This is a genomic window from Pseudomonas sp. CFBP 13602, from assembly GCF_014842725.1.
GTDB classification, from domain to species: Bacteria; Pseudomonadota; Gammaproteobacteria; order Pseudomonadales; family Pseudomonadaceae; genus Aquipseudomonas; species Aquipseudomonas baltica.
In genome coordinates, this window is sequence record NZ_JACYVT010000002.1 from 354,483 (window position 1) to 371,628 (window position 17,146).

Here is a 17,146-nt window from a genome sequence, read left to right on the forward strand (position 1 = left end):
AGTGTCCATATGGTTGCTGCAATCACAATATTCGCTCTGACACTTACGTTGGTCATCTGGCAGCCGAAGGGATTGGGCGTAGGCTGGAGCGCCGCCGCCGGCGCACTACTGGCTTTGCTTACGGGTGTGGTTGGTCTAAGCGACGTACCTACGGTGTGGACCATCGTGTGGAATGCAACGGCCACTTTTATCGCCGTTATCATCATTAGCCTGTTACTGGATGAGGCCGGATTCTTCGAGTGGGCTGCCTTGCACATGGCACGGTTGGGCCAAGGCAAAGGCATCCGGTTGTTCATCCTGATGATCCTGCTGGGCGCCGCTGTTTCAGCTTTGTTTGCAAACGATGGTGCCGCGTTGATCCTCACCCCTATCGTCATTGCCATGCTCACAGCCTTGCGCTTTAGCCCGGCGTCTACTTTGGCCTTTGTCATGGCTGCAGGTTTCATCGCCGATACCGCGAGCCTGCCTATGGTGGTGTCCAATCTGGTCAATATCGTGTCGGCTGATTTCTTCCAGATTGGCTTTTCCGAATATGCCGCGGTCATGTGGCCTGTGAACGTGGTTAGCGTAGTGGCGACCTTGTTCATGCTCTGGCTGTGCTATCGGCGCGACATACCCACCACCTACGATCCGCAGCAGCTCGATGCACCTGAGACTGTCATCCGTGACAAGGCTACCTTTGTCGCCGGCTGGTGGGTCTTGGCGCTGCTGCTTGTCGGTCTGTTTGCACTAGAGCCGCTGGGGGTACCTATCAGTGCAGTAGCAGCCAGCTGCGCACTCATCCTTCTAGTGATCGCCGGCAAAGGCTGCGTTATTTCTACCCGTACGGTTATCAAAAATGCACCGTGGCAGGTTGTGGTGTTTTCGCTAGGGATGTACCTGGTGGTCTATGGGCTGCGCAACGCAGGGCTCACGGACACTCTCACGTCTCTGCTTGATGTCTTCGCTGAACAGGGCCTGTGGACTGCAACTATGGGTACAGGCGTGGTGGCTGCATTGCTGTCCTCAGTGATGAACAACATGCCCAGCGTGCTTATCGGTGCGCTTTCGATACAGGCCAGTCAGGCCACAGGCGTGGTCCATCAGGCCATGGTGTACGCCAATATCATCGGCTGCGACTTGGGGCCCAAGATCACCCCGATCGGTAGCCTGGCCACGCTGCTGTGGCTCCATGTCCTGGCTAAAAAAAACATCCGCATCACGTGGGGGTACTACTTCAAGGTCGGCAGCCTGCTGACCATCCCTGTGCTGCTTATTACCCTGGCCGCACTCGCCCTGCGGCTCAGCATCCAAGCCTAGGAGCCACCGATGAAAATCCTTTTCATGTGTACCGCCAATAGCTGTCGGAGCGTGCTTTCTGAAGCGCTGTTCAACCACCTGGCCCCTAAAGGCGTCACAGCAGTGAGCTCCGGCAGCTTTCCCAGCGGACGACTCAATGCTCAGGCGGTCAGTACCCTCCAAGCGCTCGGCATCGATACGTCAGTGCTACATAGCAAGGGCTCAGAGAGCTTCCAGGACAATCCGCCTGACGTTGTGATCACCGTCTGTGACAAGGCTGGAGGCGAGCCCTGCCCCGTCTATTTTGGCCCTGCTATCAAGAGTCATTGGGGGTTGTCTGATCCCTCGGATGTCGTTGGTAGCGATGAGGAAAAGCAGGCAGCCTTTGAGGGTACCGTGGCAACTATCCAGAACCGATTTACGGCCTTCTTTGCTTTGGATTTGGATGCGCTCAGTTCAACAGAGCTTAAGCATGCGTTGGACAGGATTGGAGCGCTGTAATGATCGAGCCTACATCCGAATATCCGGAAGACTTCCCCAGCCTGGACCTAACCCTGCTCGATGTGCCTACGCCTGAGAAGCTTGGCCAGGGTATGCAGCCCGATCACAAGCCTCGCATCCTGTTGCTCTATGGATCCACCCGTGAGCGCTCGTTCAGTCGGTTGCTGACTCAAGAGGCAGCGCAACTCCTGAATCTCATGGGCGCAGAGACGGCCATCTTCGACCCTTCAGGTCTGCCGTTACCTGATGATGCACCCGTGGAACATCCAAAAGTCCAGGAACTGCGCGACCTGGTGCTGTGGTCTGAGGGTCAGGTGTGGTGTGCGCCGGAACGGCATGGGTCGATGTCGGCCGTGTTCAAGGCGCAGATCGATTGGATACCCTTGGCCATGGGCGCGGTACGGCCCTCGCAAGGCAAGACGTTGGCCGTGATGCAGGTATGCGGCGGATCCCAGTCATTCAATACGGTCAATCAGCTTCGTATCCTGGGCCGCTGGATGCGCATGGTCACGATCCCGAATCAATCCTCGGTACCCAAAGCCTTCCTTGAATTTGACGAAGCCGGGCGCATGAAGCCGTCTGCCTACTACGATCGGGTAGTGGACGTGATGGAGGAACTGGTGAAATTCACGTTGTTGGTACGAGGTCGAGAGAGTTACCTGGTAGACCGCTATTCGGAGCGCAAGGAGGACGCCGAGGCCCTTTCCAAACGGGTGAACCAGCGGTCTATTTAGTTAACCTTGAGCTTACAAGCCTGTTAGCGCAATGCGCTAACAGGGCCAACGAGCAGCTACGGCGTGGGAGGATGAGTCATCGGCTCCTAAATTTTGCGCCACACCAACGCAGGAATGGCTCGGATATAGATCAGCTCGCTTATCAACTCAATCAACGTTTGAGTAATGACCGCAGCTGCAGCTAGCCCTCTGATTTCTTCGGGTAAAGCCAACGCTAGAGGTAAAACGACTAATGAATTGCGTGTCGAGCTACTGAATGCAACTGATCTGGCAGTGATAGCTGGCAATTTGAATGCTCGCGCAACCAGCGCACCCACCAGTGGAGCCAGGAGCATGAAGCCGATGTAGACAGGAATCACAGGTAGCAGCTTATCTATATCTCTGACCACTGCCGAAATCTGCGAGCCAATCACTACCACTAGCACAGCAGCCATAGCCGGCACAGGCATCCAAGCCCATGCGCTATTCCAGCCGTCAACAAAGCGCGACCGCTTCGCCCCGGCAGCCGTTGCTATCGCCAAAACCAAAGGCAGGGCGATCAGCACCACAAAGGCCTCAATGAATGGTCCGATGGATATGACTACTGCAGAGTCGTCGCCCAGCATGAAGGCAAGGTACAGCGGCAGTAGCACAAGCTGGAGCAAAAGTAGCAATGGAGTGGCTGCAAGGATCAGTTTGGAATCGCCCTTCCCGATATGGGTAAACACCACCACATAATCGATACAAGGCGTCAGCAGAACCAGCAAAGCACCTACCAAAATCGCGGGATGATTGCTTAGTCCCGTAGTCAACGCCCAGACCAACAAGGGAATGGCTAGGAAATTCGCGGTCAGCAGCGCCGCCATGAAGCGCTTATTGGCCAGCCCATCCCGGAGATCCAAGGTAACCGTCCGGGCAAGTCATCTAGCGTAGCTGGCTCTATTGTTTTACGAGATTGCGCAACGATGAAGCTCAGCCCTCAATGTCGATCAGGGACTGCCGGGCATCATCACCCCAGTCAGACCCGATCAAAGCACTTTCTCGTGCTATCAACAATTGAAACGCTTGAGATTCCTTTCAAGCGTTGCTGGATAACTTAAACTTGCCGACTACGCTGCGAAGTTCATTAGCGAGCAATGAAAGCTCGTCAGCCGTTACGGCGTTGTCCTCTACGCCTTTCATGACGATTAAGCTGCTGTTTCGAATGCCGATGACGTTGCGATTGATATCCTCTGAGACCGAATGTTGCTGCACCGCCGCACTTGCAATCTGAGTGTTCATGCCCACAATTCCGTCTACTGCTTCATTGATCTGGTTCAGGCTGCCAGACGCTTGGCTCGCTGCCTGAATGCATTCCCTAGCTCGGGTTTGCCCAGCTTTCATCTGTTGAACAGCGGCATCAGTAGCGCCTTGCAACTGTTGGATGATCCGTCGAATTTCTTCTGTGGAGTTTTGTGTGCGCGAGGCCAGAGTCCGCACTTCGTCAGCCACGACCGCGAAACCACGGCCTTGCTCGCCAGCTCGCGCCGCCTCGATGGCCGCGTTAAGGGCCAGCAGGTTAGTCTGATCCGCGATGGTACTGATGACCTCGATGACACCACCGATTTCTTTGCTGTGTGTCGCTAACGCTTCGACTTTGCTTGCACTGAGCTCCACTTCGTTGGCCAACGCCTCAATAGCGGCACTTGTTTCAATCATAACTTTCAAGCCGTCGTTAGACGCACTGCTTGCAGATTCAGCGGCACGTGCTGCGCCCTCGGTATTCTGGGCCACGTCGGCAACGCTCGCGGTCATTTCGTTGATGGCAGTAGCAACCTGCTCGGTTTCAGCCTGTTGTGAGTTCATTGAGGCTTTGGCTTGGCCTATGGAGATCTCTAGTCGCTTTGCCGCATCTGAGACTGAATGCGAGCTACGCTCCACCTGGCTCAGTGAGCCAGAGAAGGCCGTTACCATGCGGTTAAGTCCCTCGCCTACATCACCGATTTCATCGTGGCTGTTGATTCGGACGCGCGCGCTCAGATCGCCTTGAGCAATACGTGCCGTCACAGCTAGGAGCTCATCAACCCCAATCCGCAGAGCCTTGTAGATGCCGACGAACGCATAGAGCAGCAGTATCGCAATGGCGATAAATAGCTCAGTGCCGAAAGTACGCTCATTACTCAGTGTATTCAGACGCTCATCAATTCGAATTCGCAGCGATTCCTGCATCTGATCCTGAGCTTTGTAAAACTGAGCAACGACGGCGTTTCCACGCTCGCCCAAGGTGTTGGCATTCACGTTTGAGCGCTTGCTCGGATCAAGGTAGTCCACCAGGTCTTTACGCAGATTTTCCAGGTCGGTAATGGCTGTTGTTACAGACGGCTGAACTACACCAGATAATTTCGGCTCTTCTCGGCGAAGCAGGGAAAGGCTCTGCTGCAACTCTTGACGCATTAGCAGCTCATGTTTCAACAAAGTCTGGGCAAAAATACGAGTGGTGTCGTCCAGAGGACGGTCAGCGCTAAAACCGCTGGCCAGACCGCGAATCTGTCCGACCAGATTTATTTGCCGAGGCAGACGTATAGAGCTTAGATCGATGAGGTACAACGAACCTGCTTCTTCGTCCAAAATCATGCCGGAAGTGGCCGTAATGTAGTAAACGAAATTCATTAGGTCGGTTAACTGGTCGTTCCACGCGGAAAAGATCACCAAAGGTGCTTCGCCTGCTTTGGCGCGTTCAACCAGCTGCACACTAGCGGTACGCAACGTCTGAACTCGGTCTGTCGTTGCCAGTTGGGTGCTAAATTTTGCGTCCTGCGCAGCAAGAGTCGCATAGGCATCGTTAAGCTTTTCAGCATTGCGTGCTGCATTGGCTACTGCGTTGGTGTCACCGCTGAGCATGCCGTGTGTCAGCGCCCTCTGAATCATGGTTAGACGCAGGATAGGGGTGACGTCCAACAAGTATTGTTGACCCACCTGTTCATGCTTGATGCCCGTGATGCTCGTGTTCAGTGAAAGCATCACCCGGGTGCCTAGCAGGAGCAGAGGAATCAGGACAATAAATCCCAAAATTGCGAATTTCATGGGGAATCGAACACGGTTGGTAACGAACAGGGCAGGCGCTAATAAATTCATCGGGTTCTCGATCACTCAAGGTCTGTGAGTGCTTTCTTAGGCGTTAAAAAGTGCCCATCTCTCATTTATGGTTATGAGGTAATGAAAGCATTCCAAGAGATCTTCCTCAAAAGCCGCTTACTCTCCTTTTTTACAGGATCGAATTGCCGCGCTTCTCTTGGTACGAAAACTATCGGCTGAACCGGGCGAAGCTGTAGGGAGGAATGCATGGATAACCAGCATAAAGGCTAAGTAGACCGGTAATGGCACCAGTTGGAGGTGCGTCCGGGCATCCCGTCTTGCGCAACTAAACCGGTCGCCACCTATGCGGTAGTAGCTCCGCAATCTCACTTGCCCGCTGCGTCGGCAGGCGCGTGAGGACGTCCTTCAAATAAGCATACGGATCATGGCCGTTGAGTCGCGCCGATTGGATCAAACTCATGATCGCCGCTGCACGTTTACCGCTGCGTAACGATCCCGCGAACAGCCAGTTCGAACGCCCAAGAGCCCACGGCCGGATTTGATTCTCGCACCAGTTATTATCGATGGGCACGGCACCGTCATCGAGATAGCGCGTCAGCGCTATCCAGCGTTTGAGACTGTAATCCAGGGCCTTGGCGATGGCCGAACCCTCAGGCACAAGCTGTCTTTGGGCGATCATCCAGGTATGAAGTGCGTCGGCGATTGGCGCTGCTTTTTCCTGCCGTATTCGCTGCCGATCACCCGGCTCCAGCTCTCGGACTTCTCGTTCAGCTTCGTACAAGGCCGCGATGTAGTTCAGCGCTTTTTCGGCGACCTGGCTCTTGTTGGTCACGTCCAAGTCGAAGAACTTCCGGCGGGCATGGGCCATGCAGCCGATCTCCGTAACGCCCAGTTCAAAGCCTGCCTTGTAGCCGGCAAAGTCATCGCAGACCAGCTTGCCGTTCCAACTGCCCAAGAAGGCTCGGGCATGTTCGCCAGCGCGGCTCGGGCTGAAGTCGTAAACGACCGCCGCCAGGTTGGAGAACTGACTGGTGGCATAGGCCCAGACGTAAGCGCGATGAGTTTTTTTCGCACCAGGCGTCAGCATTTGTACCGGCGTCTCGTCGGCGTGAACGACGTCGTGCGTCAGCACGGCTTCGCGCAGCGCATCAACCAGCGGCTGTAATTGCACGCCGCAGTTGCCCACCCACTGCGCCAAGTTCGAACGGGCGATGGGCAGCCCGGCGCGGCCGAAGATTTTCTCTTGGCGATACAGCGGCAGATGGTCGGCAAACTTGGCCACCATGATGTGGGCCAGCAGGCCTGCGGTCGGGACGCCTTTGTCGATGACGTGCGCCGGTACCGGCGCCTGGATCAGTGTTTCGCACTGTTCGCAGGCCCACTTTCCACGGATGTGGCGTTCGACTGTGAACACGCCGGGCGTGTAGTCGAGCTTTTCGCTGGCGTCTTCGCCGATGCGCTTGAGTGCGCAGCCGCACTGGCAGTGGCTGTTGTCCGGTTCGTGATGGATCAGTGTGCGAGGAAACTGCGGTGGCAGCGGTGCGCGCTTGGGTTGCTGGCGCACTTTGGCTTCGACAGGTGCCGGTTGCAGCGCCTCAAACTCGGCTTCGATAGCGGCGATATCCGTATCGATCAAGTCGTCGAGCAGGCTGGCTTGATCCGGGCTCAACTGCTCGCTGCGCTTGGCAAACTTGAAGCGTTTGAGCAGCGCGATCTCGTGGGCCAGCTTCTCGTTGACCGATTTGTGATGAGTGATTTGCTTGTCCATCGTCTCGACGCGCTGGATCGGCTGCGCCGCCAAGGCACGCAGTTCTTCAGGGTTTAATTGATCGAGATTCGGATGCGAAGTCATGCCGCCGATTTTGCCAGAGAGGGCTAGTGGCGGCGATAGACTGATGGGCCAATTGCGCTGGCAAGCAGGCCATGGCAGGCGAATTAGAGCACCGTGATGGCTGCTCCGGAACCGACGCGTTGCCAAGGCAAGCCGAGCACCAAGGCTTGAAGTTGCTCTGCATCCAACTCGACTTCAGAGCCGTGCCGCACGCCCGGCCAAAAAAAACGTCCTTGATTCAAGCGCCGAGCAGCAAGCCAAATCCCCAAGCCATCATGCACCAGCACTTTCATGCGATTGGCACGACGGTTGGCAAACAGATAAGCACAGTGCGGCTTCGCCGCACCGAACACCGCCACGACCCGCGCCAGCGCAGTTTCAGTGCCTGCGCGCATGTCCATGGGCTCGGTGGCAAGCCAGATGGAGTCGATGCGGATCATCGCAGCAGGTCTCGCAGGAAAGCAGAACACGCCGCTGCATTTTCTGCCGGCCAACTCACCACGACTACGCCTTTTGAATGCGGCACTTCGATTCGGATCGTGGCAGGAAGGGCCTGATGCATCGGCACCGGCGGCGATGTCTTGACCGGGATGAAGGCGGTTTGAAGTGTCAGGTTTTTTTGTGCATGCACCCGAATCCATTTATGGACGAGGTTTGCATTGAGGTTGTGGGTCAAGGCGACATTGGCAATTGAAGTGTCAGGTTGGGCGCACTCAGCAATGATCTGGGCCTTGAAGGACTTGGAATAGGAACGGCGTTCTTGTGGCATGGGCGTCCGCTTAAAAAGGCTAAAAATGGTGTCCACCTATATTTGGGTGGACACCATCGCCTCAAGCGACGGTGTCAGGAAGGTGTGTTGCCCGGACGGTTACCTTTTTCCAGCTTTTGAAGCGGGAGCGAATCCGACGAAAGATCTACACAACGCGCGAAGACGCCCGAAGTGATATTTTCGATTACATCGAAATTTTATATAACCCTAAACGCTGGCACAGCAGTGCTATGCTGCTGTCTCCAGTAGAGTATGAAAAACGCTATTTTCTGAGCTTGGAGAGTGTCTAGAAAATCCGGGACTATTCAGACCTCATCTATTTATCTGTAAACAGTGGATTGCTAGAGTTTTTCATGATAGATGCTTATTCCTTAATTGAATACTCTATTACCAGATCCGCCGCGACAAGTATTGCTGGCGTAGTGACTCTTACCAACTAATGAAGGCACTGGATGCTACATCCGTGGGTCATCAAGTCCTTACGAGCGAGGCTATAACCAATGTTACAAGCTCCATCCTGCACTTTAGAATACTCTTTAGAGAGGTATTGCATCGCCCCCAGCACCTGCTTATACCCATTGTCGTTGATGATGTCGTACTGCCCTCCCCGAGAGAAGCTGACCAGTCCCCTGTACGCATCAGGATTCAGTCTCAAGGCACTTGCCCAAGCACCTTGGATGCAGCGTGCTAGGTTATCGTCATTGGAATTCAAGTCGCCTACACCGCGATAAGCATCGCGATTAACAACGACCATGAGATGATAGTGAGGTCGTTTACTCACAGGACCGAATTCCCTTACCCATACCAGTCGCACATCTGTAGGATGCGCTCTCTTGCCCCCCTTACTGGCTCTTGCACGCGAACATACGTTGAACGCACTGGTAGGTGCCGGTTTCGGTGCAGCCGGGCAGCGCTGCATGGCCACCTCGGTAATTGTCCTGGTCGGCGAAGCGCGCACCTGGTTGCCTGATATCAAAGAATTGGCTCTGAAACTGACAGTGAACGCCGGCTCTGAACCCGTTACCGATGTCGGCCCGGTGATTTCAAAGCGTGCCAAACAGCGAATCCTCGGTTTGATCGAAAGCGGGGTCCGCCAAGGTGCGAAGCTGGAACTCGATGGCCGTGAGATCAGCGTTCCAGGTTTCGAAGAAGGTAATTTCATCGGACCCACTTTGTTTTCGGGTGTCACTACCGACATGGATATTTACACCCAGGAGATTTTCGGACCGGTTCTCGTCGTCCTGGAAGTTGACAGCTTGGACGAGGCCATCGCCCTGGTGAATGCAAATCCGTTTGGCAACGGTGTGGGGTTGTTTACCCAAAGCGGCGCCGCAGCCCGCAAATTCCAGAGCGAGATCGATGTCGGCCAAGTGGGTATCAACATTCCGATTCCGGTACCCGTACCGTCGTTCAGCTTCACAGGTTCACGCGGTTCGAAACTCGGTGACCTTGGTCCCTATGGCAAGCAGGTCATTCAGTTCTATACGCAGACCAAAACCATTACAAGCAGATGGTTTGATGACAAAAGCGTAAGCGAAGGGGTTAATACTACGATAACGTTGAAGTGACATATGATGCCCGGCTCAATGCTGGGCATTTGCATTGATAACTCCTCTAGGGTGACTGCATAAGTTTCATAAGACCCTCTCTGTTTGGATATCCTTATTTATTTCGTTGAGAGAGATGTACTCGCTGGTCTATCTAACCTTGGAAGTCTATCAATCACCCTTTCAACGTTTGCTTCCGGCCAGAAGCAGTCGTTTATTTGTCTAAAAGACTGCGGCAGTGAAACGGGATAATTACACATGCGTCCTAAGAACGCATACCCATCCAGATTACCGCCTCAGTCCATGCAGTCACCATCGGTGTCAGTACCCTGAACCAGGGATCGCGCACATCAATCTGCGCTGCGGAGTGGTCATGATGATGCTGCTCCTCCTCCACAATCGAAGTAATGGCCGCCACCGCGGGGAGATCGATATCGGCCAGCACTTGAAGTTGATGAGCCAGGTGCTTGAGCACCACACTCTCAACTGCGACGGTAGTAGCAACAACAGCTTTGCGGCCACAGATGCCAGTAACCAGACCCAACGCCAGACCGCCGATGCCACACAACCAATAACTACGGCAGCGGGGATAACTGCGGCGTTGCAGCTCTTCCTAAAAAACCGTCCGATGGCGGCGCTCGTGGGAGAGGAACTCCTTGAGTTCATCCACCATGCCCGGGACGAAAAGCCGGGCCATAAACAGCTGTCCGCTGTAGATACAGATCGCGCCATGCTCGCCCGCATGGTCGACTTTCATCATGCGGTTGCCGAGGTCTTCGCCCTTAGCCGTGTAGTCTGGTGAATTCACATTGAGATTTCTTGTTCGAGGGGCTTGGTCATCGGGCCGGTCCTTGCTCTTGAGCCGGCATCGTGCTGTAACACCAAGCAGATAAGCAAGTGAGTTCACAGGGCGGCCCCTCACCCTCGTCGATTTGGCCGATCTTTAAGCGGCTGAGTGACCGCTTTGGGTCGATAGCGGTCCTTTGGAAGACCATCTTCGCTGCTCAGGATCACGCTTCTAGCTTTCCAGCCAGCGCCCATAGAGTTTATTCATCAAACAAATAGGGTGACTCTGAAGTCATCCGATGGATGCATTGGCCGTAAACGACGTCACGCCCTACGCCACACCGGTGATTGCCACAGCAGATGCAATCCCTGTTTTTTCCTGGGATGCGCCTTTGACGAACATGGTTTCGGGATTGGTCTGGCAGCGAGCCTGCTCATGTCGCAACTGGTCCAGTGGCCAACCCGCCCTGCATCGATCTAATGTCGTTCCGTTTTGACCGTTTCAGCGCTGAATGCCCAGGCGGTGCGCAACGCCGTGAAGATTGCGCCTGACTGAGACCTGTTCCCTGGCATTTTCAAGCTACACAAACCGACTACATCTGCAGATGGGAGGTTCGCAGCCCTTATTAGTTGGTCAGCTGTCCTTAAATCAGACTCCAGGGCAATTTTTCCGACTCCGGCGCAGAACTCCATCAGCCAAGGCAAGGAAAAACCTGTGCCCTTCTCTCACACTCGGCCCCAGAGCAATCGCGTGAATAGCGCGAAGCATAAAAACAAGAGCCGAAAACATGAACAGTCATCCGCATGATAGCCAGACCAGCACAGGCCATATCGGTGCCCGGCAGGCCCGCGTCGAAGACGCCGCGCTGCTGCGTGGTTTGGGCCGTTTCGCCGACGATGCCGCCATTGCGCCCGGCACGCTGCATGCCGCCATCGTTCGCTCCCCCCATGCCCATGCGCGTATTACGTCCATTGATTTCGCCAAAGCCCTGACAATGAAAGGCGTTCACGGCGTGCTGGTCGGCGAAGACGTCAAACGCTGGGCGCTACCGTTTCCTGTAGGCGTGCGGCAACCCATGGAGCACTGGTGTATCGCAGTCGACAAGGTGCGTTACGTTGGCGAACCGGTCGCGGTGGTGATTGCCGAAAACCGCTATCTGGCCGAAGACGCCATCGAAGCCGTACGCATCGACTACGAGCCATTGCCGCCGATCATCGATCCCGAGGCCGCGACTGAAGAACAAGCGCCCGTGCTCCATGAAGCGGTCGGCAGCAACGTAGTCAACGAGCGTCATTTCCGTTACGGCGAACCCGAGCAGGCCTTTGAGTCCGCACCCCACCGGGTCTCGATCAAGGTCCAGTACCCGCGCAACTCCTGCACGCCGATCGAATGCTATGTAGTGCTCGCGCAGTTCGAACGAACCACTGGCGTGTACGACGTCATGGCCAACTTTCAAGGCCCCTATGCACTGCATACCGTGATGGCCCGTGCCCTGAACGTTCCCGGTAACCGGCTGCGGCTGCGGACCCCGAAAGATTCCGGCGGCAGTTTCGGGATCAAACAAGGGGTATTCCCTTACGTGGTCATGATGGGCCTGGCGGCACGCAAGGTCGGCGCTCCGGTGAAGTGGGTCGAGGACCGGCTGGAACATTTGCAAGGCGCGTCATCGGCAACCAATCGCGTCACCGAAATCGAAGCGGCGGTGGATGCCGACGGGCTGGTCACGGCGTTGCGTTATGACCAGATCGACGACTGCGGCGCCTACTTGCGCGCCCCGGAGCCCGCCACGTTTTATCGCATGCACGGCAATCTGACCGGGGCCTATGCCATCCGCAATCTGCTGGTGCGCAACCGCGTGGTGTTGACTAACAAGACCCCAACCGGCCTCAACCGTGGCTTTGGCGGGCCGCAGGTGTATTTCGCCCTCGAACGGCTGATGCAGCATATCGCAGTGCAGCTCAAGCTTGATCCGCTGCAAGTGATTCGCCGCAATCTGGTCCCCGCCGATGCCTTCCCTTACCGGGCCGCAGCTGGTGCCCTGCTCGACTCCGGCAACTATCAGGCGAGTATTGCCCTGGCCGTCAATGATGGCGGGCTGGCAGATCTGCTCCAGCGCCGTGACAAGGCGCGAGCCGAAGGACGGATTTATGGGATCGGCTATACCGCCGTGATCGAACCGTCGATCTCCAACATGGGTTACATCACCACGGCCATGAGCGTGGAGGAACGTGCCAAGGCCGGGCCGAAAAACGGCGCGGTGAGCACCGCCACGGTCACGGTCGGCCCTTTGGGTGATGTCACCGTGCATGTCTCGTCGACGCCTCAGGGTCAGGGTCACCAGACCGCTGTCGCTCAGGTTGTGGCTGAGGTGCTGGGCGTGGCGCTGGAATCGATCATCGTCAACGTTGAGCTCGATACCCAGAAAGACGCCTGGTCGATTGCCTCCGGCAACTATTCCAGCCGCTTTGCCGGTGCGGTCGCCGGGGTGGTGTATCAGGCCGCCATCAAGATCCGCGACCGATTGGCCAATCTGGCCGCCGTACAACTCAAGGTCGAGGCTCGAGACGTGCGTTTCGCTGGCGGTAAGGTTTTTGTCATCGATGGGCCGTCGGCACCCTTTCACCGAATCGCCGGCGCCGCCCACTGGGCACCGGGACTATTGCCTGAAGGTGAATCCGGTGGCATGCGGGAGACCGCCTTCTGGTCGCCGCAGCAACTCACCGCCCCGGACGATGCCGACCTGGTCAACAGCTCCTTGTGCTACGGCTTTGTATTCGATATCTGCGCCTTGGAAATCGATCCGATCACCGGTGCCGTTCACATCGACCGCTACGTCACCAGCCATGACGCAGGCCGCATGCTCAACCCAGACCTGGTCGACGGGCAGATTCGTGGCGGCTTTACCCAGGGGCTGGGCGCAGCATTGATGGAAGAATTCGCCTATGGCGCGGACGGCAGCTTTCTCTCCGGCACCTTTGCCGACTACTTGGTACCCACCGCGCCAGAAGTGATCGAACCGATGATTCTGCACATGGAAACCCCCTCGCCCTTTACTCCGCTGGGAGCCAAAGGTGTGGGTGAAGGCAACAACATGAGCACCCCGGTGTGTATCGCCAATGCCGTGGCTGACGCGCTGGGCCGTTCCGATATCCGTCTGCCGCTGACACCATCGCGGGTACGGACCCTGATCGGCATTGACGAGCCGCCACGGCCCGCTGGCATGGAGCAGGACGACAGCTTCCCGGCCGAGCCAGCCGGCGGTTCGGCCCTGCGCGCCAACGATTCGGTGGTGATACCGGCCACGCCGCAGCAGGTGTTCGACACCCTGCTGGATCCACAAACCCTCAAGGCGATCATTCCTGGCTGCCATGACCTCGAGCTCGAAGGTGAGAACCGCTACAGGGCCGACGTAACAGTGGGCGTGGGCATGATCCGGGCCCGCTTCGAAGCCAAAGTTGCGCTCAGTGATCTGGACCCGCCGCATTCGCTCCGTCTGTCAGGCTCGGGCAATAGCTCCATGGGCTCGGCCATCGGCCACGCCAAGGTGCGTTTCGTCGAGCTGGATAACGGCCACACACGCCTGGAATACCACTATCAGGTATCGGTCAGTGGCAAGGTCGCAGCGGTCGGCGGACGCATGCTGCAAGGTGCCTCAAAAGTGATCATCGGCCAGATATTCACTCGCCTCTCCCAGCGCGTCACCGGCCAGGCCATCAGCGAAGGCTGGTGGACCCGCGTGAAAGCCAGCCTCGCCGCCCTCCTCGGTAAAGGAGGTGCGCAATGAAAGCCGCTGCCTTTGATTATGTGCGTGCCAGCAGCCGCGGCGAAGTACTCGACCTGCTGGCCGAGTATGGCCAGGAAGCCCGAATCATCGCCGGCGGTCAGTCACTGATGGCCGTGCTGAACATGCGCCTGGCGCAGCCGAAACTGTTGATCGACATCAACCATGTGGCTGACCTGAATTTCATCGAGCGGCGCCAGGATTGCCTCGCGGTGGGTGCCGCCGTGCGTCAGGTGCAGTTGCTGGAGCGCCCGAGCCTGATGGATGAAGTGCCGCTGCTGGCGAAAGCGATGCCTTGGATCGGGCATTTCCAGACCCGCAATCGCGGCACAGTCTGTGGCTCGGTGGCGCACGCCGACCCCAGCGCCGAATTGCCGTTGTGCCTGGTCACTCTGGGCGGCGAAGTCATCCTGCAATCGAAAAAACGCCAGCGCACGGTCAAGGCGGCGGATTTCTTCCAGGGGATTCTCACCACCGACAAACAGCCCGATGAGTTGGTGGTTGAGGTTCGTTTCCCCCTCATGCGCGAAGGCATCACCTATCGCTTCCAGGAAATCGCCATGCGCCACGGCGACTTTGCCATGGTCGCCCTGGCCGCAGCGATCGGCGATGAACAAGTCGAGTTCGGCATCGGCGGCGTCAGCGATCGGCCGCAACATCGGCACCTGACACGCGGCGCCAGCCTCAAAGACGCCCTCAATGAAGTGGCCTGGTCGCTGGACGCCCAGGACGATGTACACGCCAGTGCCGCCTATCGTCGGCAACTGGTTCGCGAACTGGGGCTGCGCCTCATAGAAGGAGCCTGATCATGCGCGCCAATGCCGACCAAGCATTTCTGGTGAATCTCAAACTCAACGGCCGCGACCGCGCGGCCAGCACCGAATCACGTACTCAGCTGTGCGACTTTCTGCGCCACGACCTGGGTGCCACTGGCGTGCATGTGGGCTGTGAGCATGGAGTCTGCGGTGCCTGCACGGTGCTGGTCGACGGCGTCGCCATGCGTTCGTGCCTGATGCTCGCTGTACAAAGCCATGAGCGGCGCATCGATACGGTCGAGTCCCTGGCCGAAGACGACGTCCTCAGCGATCTGCAACAGGCTTTCCGCCGTCATCATGCGCTGCAATGCGGGTTTTGCACGGCAGGAATTCTCATGTCCTGCGTGGACTTTCTTGAGCGGGTCCCCAACCCCGACGAGCCCCAGGTACGCGACATGCTGTCCGGCCATTTATGCCGCTGTACCGGTTACACCGGCATGGTCCGTGCCGTGCTCGAAGTGGCTACACAACGTCAGAAGAACCTGGAGGTATAACAATAATGTTCGATCTCGGACGCAGCTTCCTTGCGGCTGTCGAGCGTCGTCCCGATGCGGTGGCGATCAGCGATGCAGCTCTGAAAAAAACCTACCGGCAATGGTTCGAGGACATCCAGCGCGCTGCGCATGGCCTGGAACGGCTGGGGCTCAAACGCGGTGACCGGTTGCTGGTCGCCATGCAGAATCGCTGGCAAATGGCAACGCTTCACTGGGCCTGTCAGTTCACAGGCATTGTCGTCACCCCGCTGAACTGGCGCTCCACGTCCGAGGAACTGGCGTATTGCATCAGCGACGCCAACATCAAAGCGATCGCCTACGACGACTCGACGGTTGCGGCCGTGGCGGCGTGCACTAACGCCACAGGCTTGCCGCGCATCGCTACCGGACAACGAGCGGCCGCGCAGGATATGAGCTTTGAGGAGCTGACCGCCGAAGCGCCGGTCTCGACCATATTGCGCGCCACGGCGGAAGATTTCTCGCTACTGTTGTACACCTCTGGCACCACCAGCAAACCCAAAGGCGTCCCCCGCCGCCACCGTGCCGAACGCGCCGCAGCCGTGGCTCATGTGGCACAGAATCTGTATCGCCATGACGAATGCACTTTGGGGGTCATGCCGCTTTATCACACCATGGGAGTGCGTTCATTGCTGTCCATGGCCTTGATCGACGGCCAATTCGTCTGCGTGCCGCGCTTCGATGCCGAGGCCACCCTGCAAGCTATTGAACAACAGCAAGTCAGCAATCTGTATCTGGTGCCGACGCTGTATCACATGCTCATCGAGCACCCGGCCTTTCGCAAGGAACGGGTCGCCAGCGTCAAGAAGATCGGCTTTGCCGGAGCCCCCATGAGCGACGGCCTGATGAGGCGCGTGGAACAGGCGTTCGAGCCTGAGCTGTTCGTCAACCACTACGGCTGCTCGGAAATCTACACCTTCACCATCGACCAGCATGCCCATCACAAACCCGGGTCGTCGGGGCGCTGCGCGCTCAATCAGCGCATCCGCGTGGTGCCCATGGATGCCCGCGACCCGAGCGTGGCGAACCGCCAGGGCGAGGAAGGCCAGATCATTGCCGACCTGGCCAGTGACGAGGCGTTCGAAGGGTATCTGAACCGTCCCGAAGCCACCGCCAAGGCACTGCATGATGGCTGGTACTTCACCGGTGATACCGGCTATTTCGATGCCGACGGCGACCTGTTTGTGACTGGCCGGGTCGATGACCTGATCATCACCGGTGGTGAGAACGTCAGCCCTGTGGAAATCGAAAGCCTGCTGTCACTGCACCCCGCTATCGAGGAGGTGGTGGTGGTCGGTCTGCCGGATGAGCAATGGGGCAAGATTATCGCTGCGTTCATCAAGCTGCGCAGTGAGGTCAGCGACGCCGAGCTGGACGCCCATTGCATGGCCTCCGGGCTGGCGAAATTCAAGCGCCCGCGTCTTTATCAATTCATCGATCAAATTCCGAAGTCGCCGGTTGGCAAGGTACTGCGCCGCGTGTTGCTCGAAGAGCATCAGGCAAAAACCTTGAAAACCGCCTGCTAATTCCAAAGAGG

General features: G+C 57.1%; 12 protein-coding genes and 5 pseudogenes. 9 read left to right on the forward strand and 8 right to left on the reverse strand.

The window, feature by feature from the left end:
- The first annotated feature begins 9 nt into the window (after positions 1 to 9).
- From IFU31_RS04755 to arsH, 3 genes are read left to right on the forward strand one after another with little or no spacing between them, the layout of a single operon-like run.
- Complete coding sequence (locus tag IFU31_RS04755; RefSeq protein ID WP_192102423.1) at positions 10 to 1,299, forward strand: arsenic transporter; 1,290 nt, start codon at positions 10 to 12, stop codon at positions 1,297 to 1,299.
- Between the two features lie 9 nt (positions 1,300 to 1,308).
- Positions 1,309 to 1,779, forward strand: a complete 471-nt coding sequence (locus tag IFU31_RS04760; protein ID WP_192102424.1) for an arsenate reductase ArsC — start codon at positions 1,309 to 1,311, stop codon at positions 1,777 to 1,779.
- On the forward strand, positions 1,779 to 2,513 hold the full coding sequence (gene arsH / locus IFU31_RS04765) for an arsenical resistance protein ArsH (RefSeq protein WP_122743641.1): 735 nt from the start codon (positions 1,779 to 1,781) through the stop codon (positions 2,511 to 2,513). The genes IFU31_RS04760 and arsH overlap by 1 nt, the downstream gene beginning before the upstream one ends.
- 86 nt (positions 2,514 to 2,599) lie before the next feature.
- On the opposite strand, the pseudogene IFU31_RS04770 reads toward arsH, so the two are convergent.
- The 6 genes and pseudogenes from IFU31_RS04770 to tnpA all read right to left on the reverse strand — a co-directional run.
- Positions 2,600 to 3,394, reverse strand: a pseudogene (locus IFU31_RS04770) (arsenic resistance protein); the annotation flags it as partial.
- Between the two features lie 175 nt (positions 3,395 to 3,569).
- Positions 3,570 to 4,445 (reverse strand): methyl-accepting chemotaxis protein, encoded by an 876-nt coding sequence (locus tag IFU31_RS21820; protein ID WP_411431746.1) that lies wholly within the window; start codon positions 4,443 to 4,445, stop codon positions 3,570 to 3,572.
- Positions 4,446 to 5,606 (reverse strand): annotated as a pseudogene (locus tag IFU31_RS21825) (HAMP domain-containing protein); the annotation flags it as partial.
- 286 nt (positions 5,607 to 5,892) lie between these two features.
- A complete protein-coding gene (locus IFU31_RS04780; protein WP_192102425.1) occupies positions 5,893 to 7,419 on the reverse strand; it encodes an IS66-like element ISPsy43 family transposase in 1,527 nt (508 codons plus the stop codon).
- An 83-nt stretch (positions 7,420 to 7,502) separates the two neighbouring features.
- A complete protein-coding gene (tnpB, locus tag IFU31_RS21650; protein ID WP_004409766.1) occupies positions 7,503 to 7,838 on the reverse strand; it encodes an IS66 family insertion sequence element accessory protein TnpB in 336 nt (111 codons plus the stop codon).
- Positions 7,835 to 8,167 (reverse strand): IS66-like element accessory protein TnpA, encoded by a 333-nt coding sequence (gene tnpA, locus IFU31_RS04790; protein ID WP_054081783.1) that lies wholly within the window; start codon positions 8,165 to 8,167, stop codon positions 7,835 to 7,837. Before tnpA ends, tnpB begins: the two co-directional genes overlap by 4 nt.
- 101 nt (positions 8,168 to 8,268) lie before the next feature.
- Between tnpA and IFU31_RS04795 the strand changes: the two are divergent.
- Positions 8,269 to 8,457 (forward strand): annotated as a pseudogene (locus tag IFU31_RS04795) (IS3 family transposase); the annotation flags it as partial.
- 146 nt (positions 8,458 to 8,603) lie between these two features.
- Here IFU31_RS04795 and IFU31_RS21830 read toward each other — a convergent pair.
- Positions 8,604 to 9,086, reverse strand: coding sequence for a YagK/YfjJ domain-containing protein (locus IFU31_RS21830; protein ID WP_192102426.1), 483 nt, complete (start codon positions 9,084 to 9,086; stop codon positions 8,604 to 8,606).
- Here IFU31_RS21830 and IFU31_RS04805 point away from each other — a divergent pair.
- A pseudogene (locus tag IFU31_RS04805) lies at positions 9,025 to 9,735 on the forward strand (aldehyde dehydrogenase family protein); the annotation flags it as partial. The gene IFU31_RS21830 and the pseudogene IFU31_RS04805 sit on opposite strands and share 62 nt — an antisense overlap.
- A 244-nt stretch (positions 9,736 to 9,979) precedes the next feature.
- Here the strand turns inward: IFU31_RS04805 and IFU31_RS04810 are convergent.
- Positions 9,980 to 10,474 (reverse strand): annotated as a pseudogene (locus IFU31_RS04810) (3-demethoxyubiquinol 3-hydroxylase).
- A gap of 814 nt (positions 10,475 to 11,288) precedes the next feature.
- On the opposite strand from IFU31_RS04810, the gene IFU31_RS04815 reads away from it, so the two are divergent.
- The 4 genes from IFU31_RS04815 to IFU31_RS04830 are packed head-to-tail and all read left to right on the forward strand — an operon-like array spanning position 11,289 to position 17,135.
- Positions 11,289 to 14,285 carry a xanthine dehydrogenase family protein molybdopterin-binding subunit gene (locus IFU31_RS04815; RefSeq protein WP_134723314.1) on the forward strand — a complete coding sequence of 999 codons (2,997 nt, stop codon included), beginning with the start codon at positions 11,289 to 11,291 and terminating at the stop codon, positions 14,283 to 14,285.
- Positions 14,282 to 15,088: an FAD binding domain-containing protein gene (locus IFU31_RS04820; RefSeq protein WP_134723315.1), complete on the forward strand. Its 807-nt coding sequence runs from the start codon at positions 14,282 to 14,284 to the stop codon at positions 15,086 to 15,088. Before IFU31_RS04815 ends, IFU31_RS04820 begins: the two co-directional genes overlap by 4 nt.
- Before the next feature lie 2 nt (positions 15,089 to 15,090).
- Positions 15,091 to 15,591 (forward strand): (2Fe-2S)-binding protein, encoded by a 501-nt coding sequence (locus tag IFU31_RS04825; RefSeq protein WP_134723316.1) that lies wholly within the window; start codon positions 15,091 to 15,093, stop codon positions 15,589 to 15,591.
- 5 nt (positions 15,592 to 15,596) lie between these two features.
- Positions 15,597 to 17,135: an AMP-binding protein gene (locus IFU31_RS04830; protein ID WP_134723317.1), complete on the forward strand. Its 1,539-nt coding sequence runs from the start codon at positions 15,597 to 15,599 to the stop codon at positions 17,133 to 17,135.
- The last annotated feature ends 11 nt before the right edge of the window (positions 17,136 to 17,146 follow it).

Excerpts from the sequence above, each read along its gene's own strand:
- IFU31_RS04755 (WP_192102423.1), top strand. The coding sequence starts at position 10 with ATGGTTGCTGCAATCACAATATTCGCTCTGACACTTACGTTGGTCATC.
- IFU31_RS04760 (WP_192102424.1), top strand. The coding sequence starts at position 1,309 with ATGAAAATCCTTTTCATGTGTACCGCCAATAGCTGTCGGAGCGTGCTT.
- arsH (WP_122743641.1), top strand. The coding sequence starts at position 1,779 with ATGATCGAGCCTACATCCGAATATCCGGAAGACTTCCCCAGCCTGGAC.
- IFU31_RS21820 (WP_411431746.1), bottom strand. The coding sequence starts at position 4,445 with ATGGTAACGGCCTTCTCTGGCTCACTGAGCCAGGTGGAGCGTAGCTCG.
- IFU31_RS04780 (WP_192102425.1), bottom strand. The coding sequence starts at position 7,419 with ATGACTTCGCATCCGAATCTCGATCAATTAAACCCTGAAGAACTGCGT.
- tnpB (WP_004409766.1), bottom strand. The coding sequence starts at position 7,838 with ATGATCCGCATCGACTCCATCTGGCTTGCCACCGAGCCCATGGACATG.
- tnpA (WP_054081783.1), bottom strand. The coding sequence starts at position 8,167 with ATGCCACAAGAACGCCGTTCCTATTCCAAGTCCTTCAAGGCCCAGATC.
- IFU31_RS21830 (WP_192102426.1), bottom strand. The coding sequence starts at position 9,086 with ATGCAGCGCTGCCCGGCTGCACCGAAACCGGCACCTACCAGTGCGTTC.
- IFU31_RS04815 (WP_134723314.1), top strand. The coding sequence starts at position 11,289 with ATGAACAGTCATCCGCATGATAGCCAGACCAGCACAGGCCATATCGGT.
- IFU31_RS04820 (WP_134723315.1), top strand. The coding sequence starts at position 14,282 with ATGAAAGCCGCTGCCTTTGATTATGTGCGTGCCAGCAGCCGCGGCGAA.
- IFU31_RS04825 (WP_134723316.1), top strand. The coding sequence starts at position 15,091 with ATGCGCGCCAATGCCGACCAAGCATTTCTGGTGAATCTCAAACTCAAC.
- IFU31_RS04830 (WP_134723317.1), top strand. The coding sequence starts at position 15,597 with ATGTTCGATCTCGGACGCAGCTTCCTTGCGGCTGTCGAGCGTCGTCCC.